Genomic DNA, 9,085 nt, shown 5'->3' with positions numbered 1-9,085 from the left:
AGATCGAGGCAGAATATCGTGGTTTTGTTGGCCACGTAAATTCTGCCGTCAGCGACGGCTGGAGTGGACAGGGTTCCGTCGAACGACACGTTCCACACCTCATCACCGGTGGTAGCGTTGAATCCGTAGAGCCTCTCAGATGTCGGAAGGAAGACCGTTCCGCTGTAAATTACCGGCGTGGCCCTGGGTATGCCCAGCAGAGTTGCGTTCCAGAGCTCGGTTCCACTCTCGTCAACTGCAACGAGCCTGTATGTTCCCGAGTCGTTCACGGCCACGTATATTGTGCGGTTCCACGCAGAGGGAGAGCTCATGTAGTTGTATTTTGCTACAGAACCGAGAGTCACGTTCCATATCTCATTACCATTGACGTCGAATTTGTAGAGCCTTCCGTAGTAGCTGAGAACGTAGATCGACCCGTTGTAGATCAGCGGCGATGAGGAGACGACCCATGAGCTTGCTGACGGATCAACGCTCACGTTCCACCCGAGCGTGCCGTTGGATGCGAAGAAGCTCATCAGCTCCCCACCGCCACTCCTCTCGTTGTACGCGTGAACGAAAACGTAGTCTCCGTAAACTGCCGGGGTGGACATGCCGTAAATTCCTCCATAATGCCAGAGTACGGTTCCGTTTGTTGAGTTCACGGCATACAGACCGGTTCTGCTGTTGTCTCCACCCCAGGAGTAGTCGGCCACAACGAATACTGTTCCGTTCGCAACGACGGGTGAACCATGAATTGGATTCAGAGCGACTCTGTAAACGAGCTGACCGGTCTTCGGCCCGTAGTCGCTGAAGTTTCCGGTTCTCGCCGAGTCTCCGTGGAAGGTTGAAGCCTGTGTAACGCCTGATAGTGCCAGCAGCAGACAAATAGTGATAGCCATAACCCGAATATTCGGCATTTTTGATCAGCCTCCAGATTTTTTGATTCCGGTAAACCTGCCCGTATTTAAAATTGTCAAATTTTCTTGACAGCTATCAAAAGAAGTTTACTTTAGTTTACCCTCCCAACCATCGCGAATTTTTCACCACCTGCTCAGGCTGTCCTTAACCCCACGCTTCACCGCCCACCATATCTTCTTCCCGAGATCGCTCGCCGGACCGGCATACTCGTAGTACTTTCCCCTTCCAGTCCTTGCAACCACCACAGCGTCAGTGTTCGTCCCCGTGAAATCATAACCGAGCTCGAAAAGAGCAGCGCTCTTGGCTTCAGTGGCAGTTATGACGGAATTGACCATCGCTCCATCAGAAACTTCTGCGTTCAGGACAAGAATGATGTTGATCGTTCCCACCCTCTCGACCCTCTCGTTCGGATTCCTAACGCCCGCCGTGACAAACGCCGTTACATCCCCACATTTCACCGTCGAGAGCTTGTCCATGGGCACGGACGTGAGAAGACCGAAATACCTCACGATCCCAAGTTTTTCAGCCACGCCTCTCAGGTAGTCGACCGGATTGTGGAGGTCAAAGTCATCCGAGACTGTGTGGTTGAACACGGCTTCCACATCCCTCCACCCTCCGAGAAGGCCCGAACTGAGTGCGTTGAACCTTCCCTCGACGATAAGCGTGCTGTCAAGTACTCTGTACCTCACACGCGGCACCAGCTGGGCTGGAATGCACGGTAATTTAAAGATTGTTCTTGGGGAGGAGATTCTGTATGGCTGAATTCATTGGAAGTGTGCCCCGACCGGAGCTATTGAGCTGGAGACTGTCAAACTAACACCCCCCAGATTACACAACCCCACAAAGCTCTCCAGCCAGCTCTGCACAGAATTGATGGAACAGAAAAATTGTTGAGTCTGACATCTCAGACTCGCGAAACACTCCACCTGATCCCCGAAGGACCAAGACAAACACGACCAGAACATAACCTGCTAATTTTTTTATTTTTTTGGACGGGCCCGGCGGGATTCGAACCCGCGATCTGCAGCTTAGGAGGCTGCCGCCTTATCCTAGCTAGGCTACGGGCCCTGCAAGGCTCTCACTTCAATCCCGCCTTTTCAGGACAACATCCTCCACCCCCAATCAGTTTATAAAACTTATCCATGAAATGTCCCTGAATTATTTCGTGCGGATAAAAAGCGAAAGCATGGTGCTGTGAGAGAAAGGTCAGGTTGGTAATCCCGCCTACATCACATCAGCCTCACATCCTTCGGCATCACACTCGTGTTCCCGCAGTTCGTGCAGGCATAGTACGCAAACCTCTCATCCTCATGCACCGGCGTGAATCTACCGCTTCCGCACACCATGCAAACCATTTCAACCACCTTTTAACATGATAAATAATTAGGATTTATAAACCTTTTGCTTGCCACACTGGCGAGCAACACCGCGCCAGATCCGCGATCACCTTAGCTGCTTTCCTGAAAAAACCGGTCCATCCGCACAGACTCTCAGTCCGTTGTCTATCACGCAGGACCCGCACACACCTATTCCGCACCGCATATAGCGTTCGAGAGAGAATTCCGTCTTTTCAAGGACATTTCTTCTTTCAAACAGGTCAATAAGGGCTTCAATCATGCCGTGCGGTCCGCAGGCATATATTCTGTCATAGCCATCCAGGTTTTCAGCCTTCAGGGCGTCGAGCACCGTGCCCTCCATACCCGCGCTGCCATCCTCCGTGGTTACGGTCACATCCTCAAACCTCCCGACAGGCAGCAGCTCCTCTCGGCTTTTCACCCCGTAGATTACTCTCACCTTCGCCCCACACCGCTTGAGAAAATCGTACAAGAACATCATGGGGGCTATGCCAATACCTCCTGCAACAATTAGGGCGCTGCCGGACGTCGGGGAAAATGGGTTACCAAAAGGGCCACGCACACCGACAGCTTCCCCGCCCGAGAAGTTCACGAGTCTCTCAGTGGTCTCTCCCACCGCCTTCACAGTCACAGAACGGGGGGACGAGAGGCTGAGGGGGATTTCCTCAACACCGAACAGGTTCAGCATTACGAACTGACCGGGATAGGACTTGAGAGCCTTGGAGAAGTGAAGGGTGGCCGTGTAACTGTTATGCCTGGTCACTCTCTCAACTTTGAGGGCAAACATGTTCCAACGTCTGACAGGGTATTTATAAAGTCATCGTAACGGTTATCTTTCCGCGTTCCGGCATTACTCCAATGCTGAAGGAAACCATAGCATCTGCCTTCAGGGCGAAGGGGAAGAGGTCAATGGACAGGAAGGAAATAACGTACACCCTCTCATTCGACCTGAAGTACTTTTCCCACGAAACGAGCAAGAGGGTCGTTGAAGTTGCGGAGAAGAAAGGTCTGCTCAAACAGACGGAAGAGGGGCTGGAACCGTCATTTGACGTGAACGAGGTTGAAATCTCCCCCGACTTCAAGCCAGACGTCGGAAGGATCTTTCAGGAAGAAACGGTGTTCGACAGAATCGTGGAAAAGATATCCTCCACCACGGGAAAAAGCAAGCCAGAGATCATCAGAGAAGTCAACAGGAAGCAGCTCGATCTCGGAAACGTACTCGATGTGGAGGTTGTTGCACTGATTTACGGCCTCGAACAAGGTGTTGAGGTAAAAGAGTTCATACCAGATGTTAAGAGAGAGATATTCCAGAGATGAAGTTCTCTGAAAGCGGCGCACTTAAAATAGGCAGAAGCCTGATCGTCTCGGACATTCACCTCGGAATACTTGGCTTTCCGGACTTCTCCCTCCTCGAGAGAGTGCTGGAGGCTTACGAGAGGAGCGGTGCTGAGAGGCTCGTAGTCAACGGTGATCTCAAACACAGGCTTGGAAGGTCGGAACTCAGGTCAGTTGAGCGGTTCATTGCAGAGCTTGAGGAGCACACGTCTGAACTGATTCTCATAAAGGGAAATCACGATGGTCTCCTCGACGAGGTTGCAGAGGTCCATGAGTGCTTCTTTGAAGGAAAGACATGCATCACACACGGGCACAAGTTCGTAAAAGAAGCCCTGGAGAGCAGGACTCTCGTGGTTGCACACGCTCACCCGGCGGTTTTAATTCCAGACGTCGTTGGTGGGCTGAAGGAAAGGGCGTGGATGGTTCACGAGGATGACGGAATAAGGTGCATAGTCATGCCCGCCTTCAACGAGCTGTGCTCATCTACGGCAGTTAACGTCGAGAAACCTGCCGGATTCGTGTTTGACCACTTCAGAGAGTTTGAGGTCTTCACGATCGATGGCTTTTACTTCGGGAAGGTGAAATTTTAGCAAGCCTTTCGAGCATCGCCTTCCTTTCGAAGTCCCCGAGTTCGGCCTGCCTTATTGCAGACTCCATGAATTCGATGACCTGGTCGTAAACTCCTGGATTTACCGGAAACGGAACACCATCCTTGCCACCAAGCGCAAAAGAGAACCTTGCAGGATCTTTTTTGCTGTACTCTGTATCGTAAACGAGCTCTGCGATGAGGGCGAGAGCCCTCAGAGCAGACTTGCCCACTCCTCTGATGAGTAGCAGTTCCTCGAAGTTCTCTGGCTGCAGGTTGTATGCCCTCTCGAGAGCCTTCCAGTCGATCCTTCTGGGAACAAAACTTTCCTTGTACGGCACCATGGAAAGCATCCTGACGTAATCAAACCTGTAAGTTCCGTCATTGACGATGTCCAGGATCGTTTTCCTGGCCTCCCTGCTTTCCCTCGACGTCAGATCCATGACGCGGTTCTCAAACCTCTGAGTGATTATCCCGGAGTGGGGCTCCTCCACGCTCAGCACTCCACAGTGGTGGTACCTCCTAGCGAGTCTCAGGCTCTCGTTCATACCCTGCTGTACTACGACCCACCTCGTTCTGCTGAAAAGAACCGCGTGGTGGTACAGCGCGTATCCGTCCTGCAGCATCACGTTGTCAACCTTTGCGGAAAGTCTGCTGACCTTCACAAGCTCGTTCTTTCGCTTCTCACCAATTCCAAGCTCGTCTGAAAAACGTTCTATATCCTCCACAGCCTTTATGGCGTTCTCACCCTTACCACCGGCGATCCTTATGTCGAACTCCCCGGTGTTGAGCACGCTTTTCAGGACTCCCGTGAGAACCGTGGTTGAGCCGGAGGAGTTCCAGTCGAATCCGAGTACGTTAGACAGGCTCTGGAAAAATACCGGATCTGCCATTCTGCTGAAAAACTCCTTTTCACCATATTCCTGAATGATCAGAGAAATTATCGGCCTCGCAAGCCTTTTCATTCTGCCGAGCAGCCAGTGAGGTGCCTTTCCGTGATGGAGAGGAAGGTATATCGAACCCACAGAGAATAAGTAAAAAAAGAGGTTATAAAGCTATTCCCTGAAGTACCTGTCCAGCAGACCCTTCAGGGCCATGGCGTGCCTGTACTCGTCTCTCGATGCCTCGTCCCAGATGTCGTGGACCTCATCCAGGCCCTTTTCCTTTGCCTCCACTGCGACCTTCCTCTTGTGAACATTGGCTTTCATCTCTCCCTCGAGCATGTACTGAAGGCTCTCCTTCAGCGTCCCCTTTATCTTTCCGTTCAGTTCCGCAAACCTCGATGCGTGGTACGCCTCATCCATTGCAATTCTCACGAGAACGCTTGCAATCTCTGGATATCCTTCCCTCTCTGCCTGTCTCGCCATGGCAAGGTAAAGCCCAACCTCCATGCACTCGCCCATGAACTCCCTCTCGTTGTACTCCTCAAAGTCGGTTCCCTTTGCGACTCCAATTCTGTTCTGGTTTTCACCAAACTCCACCATGTTTCTAACTTTATCAGTTCGATATTTAAACATTTCGGTGAAATATGCGTAACGCCGAAACGCAAAAAAATAAATACGCTTCGGCCAAAGTTCAGGCGATGAGGGAGCCAATTACGTCAGCGGAAATGGCCGCTCTCGACCTCAACTGCGAATACTTTGGTCTGTCGAGACTCCAGCTGATGGAAAACGCTGGAAAATCGATTGCAGATGAGATTCTGAAAAGGTTCTCAAGAGGAAAGGTCGTGATATTTGCTGGAAGTGGAAACAATGGTGGAGACGGGTTTGTGGCGGCAAGGTTCCTCAGGGAGTTTGAGGTCGATGTCGTTCTTGCAGGAAACGTGAAGAGCGATCTCGCAAGGAGAAACCTCGATATTTTAAAGCGCGCCGGTTACGGGATCCACAGCTGGGATGATTACGAGTTTCATGGAGCGGACGTTGTCATCGACGCACTCCTTGGAACGGGATTCAGGGGACAGCTGAGAAAACCGTACGACGAGATCGTTGATGCCATAAACAGCTCGGATTCATTTGTCGTGTCAGTTGATGTGCCAAGCGGTTTGAATGCAGACACGGGCGAATGCGAGGTGGCAGTGAGGGCCGACCTGACTGTCACGTTTCACAGACCCAAACCGGGCCTCCTGAAAAGGAGAGACCTGGCAGGGCACATCGTGGTTGCAGACATAGGGATACCCGCAGAATTCGAAAAGCTTGTGGGCCCGGGCGACTTTAAACTCGCATACAGGAGGTACAGTGACGCACACAAGGGCATGCACGGGAAGGTGCTCGTAGTGGGAGGTTATCCCTACGTCGGAGCTCCGTTTCTCGCGGCAATCGCCGCATACAGGGCCGGAGCAGACATAGTCACGCTCGCAGTTCCCGAAAGCATATACTCACAGGTAAGCTCGTTCTCAGCAGAGGTCATTCCGAAAAAGCTCAGCGGTACGGAAATCTCCGAGGAAAACGTGGATGAGATCGTGGATCTTGCGAAGGAACACGATGTTGTCGTATTCGGAATGGGAACAGTAAACAAGGGGGGTGTCGCAACCGAAGTTTCCAGGCATGTGGACAGACTCGTTCTGGACGCAGGGGGGCTCACAGCGGATGTGGAGTGCAGAGCGATACTCACACCCCACAGAGGAGAATTCCTGAAAGTTTTCGGAGAGGATGCAACGGAAGAGACCGCTGGCAGGGTGGCAGGAGAGGTTGGAGGAGTGATCCTGCTGAAGGGGGCGAAGGACATCATAACCGACGGCAGCAGGACAAAGGTTAACGAAACCGGCAACGCCGGAATGACCGTTGGTGGCACTGGGGACGTTCTCGCGGGAGTTGCGGGTGCTCTGTTCGCAATGTCCGGAGATCCGTTCCACGCGGCGTGTGCTGCCGCGTTCATCACCGGGCTTGCGGGGGACCTCTGCTTCGAGGAAAAGGGGTACAACTTCACAGCGATGGACGTTGTGAAAAAGCTACCCTACGCGGTTAAAAAGGTAATGGAGCTAAAATAGTGGCTCGAGGTCCTCCTCCTCAAACAGAGATACCGTTTTTTCGATTCTCTCCTTTTCAGCAATTTCAACCTCTTCCTTCGCCTCAGCGGCCAGTTTCTGCAGCTGCCTCACCCTCGGAATCTCGGTCACATTGGCCAGCACCACGAGTGCGGCGATGTGCTTAGTCCTTCTCGTCGGGTAATCTCCGGCCCTCACCTCGACACCCGCGATCTGCTCCTCAAGCCACAGCTTCGCCTTTTCGAGTCCTTTTCTGTCCAGATACTCCGGTGGGCCAGCCACAAGGACGAGTGCTCTCTCAGCACTGCTCACATCACACGGAATCGTCAACCTGCCGAGGGCAGCCTTTCTCACGAGGCTCGCGATTCTCGTTGACCTATCCTCCTCTGCTGTGACGAGCTGATCCTCTTTCTTTCTGAACAGACCGAAAAATCCTCCTTTCTTCTTTTCCTGGATGGGTAGCGTGGCGTAACCTATGGACGAAATTCCCCCGCCCCTCAGGGTGTTGATGACCTCAGAGCTGTCAACGACCATCTCTCCCACAAGCCCCTCCTCCACGGGCTCGCCTGCCCTCGCGAGTATCGCGAGCCTCCTCACGATCTCCTCGTTGATCTTTGCGTAGCTCTCCTTCAGACTCAGACCCTCGAACTTCCAAGCACCGTTGTCAACGAGTATGAGGTTGTCCACATACTTCAGCAGCGTTATCATGCTCCTGGCAGCATTCAGAGAGTACAGCTTCCCCTCTTCGGGAGCGGGAAGTACACCAACCGCATACACAGGCTCGGAATACATCTCGGAGAGGTACTTGGCCAGAACAGGAGACCCACCACTTCCGGTACCTCCACCGAGGCCCGCAATGATCAGGAACGCGTCAATTTCGTGAGTTCCCATCTCGTCAATCGCGTTCAGCACAGTCTCTATTTCCTCCTGGGCAATTTTCGCTCCGAGCTTGTTGTCCGTCCCCACTCCATGCCCCTTCACGATCGTCTGCCCGATCAGTATCCTGTTCTTTGCAGGAATGTGCTTCAGACCCATGAGATCCGTCCTCGCAGTGTTTACAGCAAGAGCCTTTAAAGTGTTGGATCCCCTGAGCTTCTCATTCTCCATGAACAGATCCAGTATCTTCCCACCTGCCTGACCGAAACCTATTGCAAAGAACCTCATGGTGAATGCACCTTACTGTCTTTTTTATCTCCTTTCTTTAAAAAATGAGCGTCCGGCAATATAATACTTTTCTGTCGCACCGAACCAAATAAATGTAGCAAAGTTAATGCAATTTTTAAAATATATTTTAAAAAATGTATAGCATTCAATATTTACTTAATCAGGAATAAAATAAATATAAGGCAAAATATTTATACTGGAAAAAACAGAAATAAACTTGGAGGGATGAATATGATAGCGGAAATCCTGTTTGCGGGCGGTCTGATTTCAGCGGGCATACTTGTAATCGTGTCCATCGGCGGGATAATAAAGGCAGTTTCAACCAAGATAAGGACAAGGAAAGAAAAGATCCCCGCCGTTACTAGAGCAGGGATTTGAGGAAGTCAATCAACTACTTATTAATTTTTAATCCGAGCAGCAGCTCTTCGAAGGTATCCTTTTCTGCAGTGTAGAGAACTCCCGTGGCAAATCTGTCCATCGCGAGGTTCACCGCTTCCTCAAAGCTGCCTGCTGGCTCAACGTCGTGTACACTCTCCCTTAACACGTCCCAGGTGTCATTGAAGCTCACACATGGTTGGAGTATCTCCAGAAAAGAGAAACCTCTGTGAACTATCGCACCGTACATCAGATCCTCAAGCTGCCTGGAATACCTTGGAAGCAAACGTTAAAATTTTCAGCTTCTTCGGCCTGGTATCAGGCATTGGATTTCAATGGAACAATTACAAGTATGAAACATTTCCCACATACTCGTCTTCGTATGTGCTT

Annotated in this window: 12 protein-coding genes and 1 tRNA gene; 4 read left to right on the top strand and 9 right to left on the bottom strand. The window is 51.5% G+C overall.

All coding sequences use genetic code 11. The features are described 5' to 3' along the window. The 5 genes from ACXJJC_RS00610 to ACXJJC_RS00590 all read right to left on the bottom strand — a co-directional run. Window positions 1–878, bottom strand: an 878-nt coding sequence (locus tag ACXJJC_RS00610; RefSeq protein WP_456368555.1) for a PQQ-binding-like beta-propeller repeat protein, incomplete at its 3' end; no start/stop codon positions are given. Between the two features lie 141 nt (window positions 879–1,019). After that, complete coding sequence (locus ACXJJC_RS00605; RefSeq protein ID WP_456368553.1) at window positions 1,020–1,595, bottom strand: adenosylcobinamide amidohydrolase; 576 nt, start codon at window positions 1,593–1,595, stop codon at window positions 1,020–1,022. A 295-nt stretch (window positions 1,596–1,890) separates the two neighbouring features. Continuing rightward, a tRNA-Arg gene (locus tag ACXJJC_RS00600) sits at window positions 1,891–1,965 on the bottom strand. 161 nt (window positions 1,966–2,126) lie between these two features. Next, on the bottom strand, window positions 2,127–2,261 hold the full coding sequence (locus ACXJJC_RS00595; RefSeq protein WP_456368551.1) for a hypothetical protein: 135 nt from the start codon (window positions 2,259–2,261) through the stop codon (window positions 2,127–2,129). Window positions 2,262–2,340: 79 nt separating this feature from the next. After that, entirely contained in the window at window positions 2,341–3,039 is a 699-nt protein-coding gene (locus ACXJJC_RS00590; protein WP_456368549.1) for a dihydroorotate dehydrogenase electron transfer subunit, read from the bottom strand. Between the two features lie 71 nt (window positions 3,040–3,110). Between ACXJJC_RS00590 and ACXJJC_RS00585 the strand changes: the two genes are divergently transcribed. Next, window positions 3,111–3,569, top strand: coding sequence for a DUF2240 family protein (locus ACXJJC_RS00585; protein ID WP_456368547.1), 459 nt, complete (start codon window positions 3,111–3,113; stop codon window positions 3,567–3,569). Next, on the top strand, window positions 3,566–4,177 hold the full coding sequence (locus ACXJJC_RS00580) for a metallophosphoesterase (RefSeq protein WP_456368545.1): 612 nt from the start codon (window positions 3,566–3,568) through the stop codon (window positions 4,175–4,177). The genes ACXJJC_RS00585 and ACXJJC_RS00580 overlap by 4 nt, the downstream gene beginning before the upstream one ends. Here the strand turns inward: ACXJJC_RS00580 and ACXJJC_RS00575 are convergent. Together ACXJJC_RS00575 and ACXJJC_RS00570 are read right to left on the bottom strand one after the other, a co-directional pair. Continuing rightward, the gene (locus tag ACXJJC_RS00575; RefSeq protein WP_456368543.1) at window positions 4,137–5,198 is read right to left on the bottom strand and encodes a DUF763 domain-containing protein; all 1,062 of its coding nucleotides are present in this window, start codon (window positions 5,196–5,198) and stop codon (window positions 4,137–4,139) included. The two genes, ACXJJC_RS00580 and ACXJJC_RS00575, sit on opposite strands and share 41 nt — an antisense overlap. A gap of 30 nt (window positions 5,199–5,228) precedes the next feature. Then, the gene (locus ACXJJC_RS00570) at window positions 5,229–5,657 is read right to left on the bottom strand and encodes a ferritin-like domain-containing protein (protein ID WP_456368541.1); all 429 of its coding nucleotides are present in this window, start codon (window positions 5,655–5,657) and stop codon (window positions 5,229–5,231) included. Window positions 5,658–5,755: 98 nt separating this feature from the next. Here ACXJJC_RS00570 and ACXJJC_RS00565 point away from each other — a divergent pair, with 98 nt between their 5' ends. Continuing rightward, on the top strand, window positions 5,756–7,159 hold the full coding sequence (locus ACXJJC_RS00565; protein ID WP_456368539.1) for an NAD(P)H-hydrate dehydratase: 1,404 nt from the start codon (window positions 5,756–5,758) through the stop codon (window positions 7,157–7,159). On the opposite strand, the gene ACXJJC_RS00560 is transcribed toward ACXJJC_RS00565, so the two are convergent. After that, entirely contained in the window at window positions 7,151–8,320 is a 1,170-nt protein-coding gene (locus ACXJJC_RS00560; protein WP_456368537.1) for a tubulin/FtsZ family protein, read from the bottom strand. The two genes, ACXJJC_RS00565 and ACXJJC_RS00560, sit on opposite strands and share 9 nt — an antisense overlap. Before the next feature lie 231 nt (window positions 8,321–8,551). Here ACXJJC_RS00560 and ACXJJC_RS00555 point away from each other — a divergent pair, with 231 nt between their 5' ends. Continuing rightward, window positions 8,552–8,698: a hypothetical protein gene (locus ACXJJC_RS00555; RefSeq protein WP_456368535.1), complete on the top strand. Its 147-nt coding sequence runs from the start codon at window positions 8,552–8,554 to the stop codon at window positions 8,696–8,698. A gap of 13 nt (window positions 8,699–8,711) precedes the next feature. On the opposite strand, the gene ACXJJC_RS00550 is transcribed toward ACXJJC_RS00555, so the two are convergent. Then, window positions 8,712–8,981, bottom strand: coding sequence for a hypothetical protein (locus ACXJJC_RS00550; RefSeq protein ID WP_456368533.1), 270 nt, complete (start codon window positions 8,979–8,981; stop codon window positions 8,712–8,714). Window positions 8,982–9,085: the final 104 nt, after the last annotated feature.

The organism is Geoglobus sp. (assembly GCF_054018175.1).
Note: the sequence above shows the minus strand (reverse complement) of the source record. Positions and strands in the feature narration are given on the sequence as shown.

Coding starts and splice junctions, on each gene's coding strand:
- ACXJJC_RS00590 (WP_456368549.1), bottom strand. CDS start 3,039: ATGTTTGCCCTCAAAGTTGAGAGAGTGACCAGGCATAACAGTTACACG.
- ACXJJC_RS00585 (WP_456368547.1), top strand. CDS start 3,111: ATGCTGAAGGAAACCATAGCATCTGCCTTCAGGGCGAAGGGGAAGAGG.
- ACXJJC_RS00580 (WP_456368545.1), top strand. CDS start 3,566: ATGAAGTTCTCTGAAAGCGGCGCACTTAAAATAGGCAGAAGCCTGATC.
- ACXJJC_RS00570 (WP_456368541.1), bottom strand. CDS start 5,657: ATGGTGGAGTTTGGTGAAAACCAGAACAGAATTGGAGTCGCAAAGGGA.
- ACXJJC_RS00565 (WP_456368539.1), top strand. CDS start 5,756: ATGAGGGAGCCAATTACGTCAGCGGAAATGGCCGCTCTCGACCTCAAC.
- ACXJJC_RS00560 (WP_456368537.1), bottom strand. CDS start 8,320: ATGAGGTTCTTTGCAATAGGTTTCGGTCAGGCAGGTGGGAAGATACTG.
- ACXJJC_RS00555 (WP_456368535.1), top strand. CDS start 8,552: ATGATAGCGGAAATCCTGTTTGCGGGCGGTCTGATTTCAGCGGGCATA.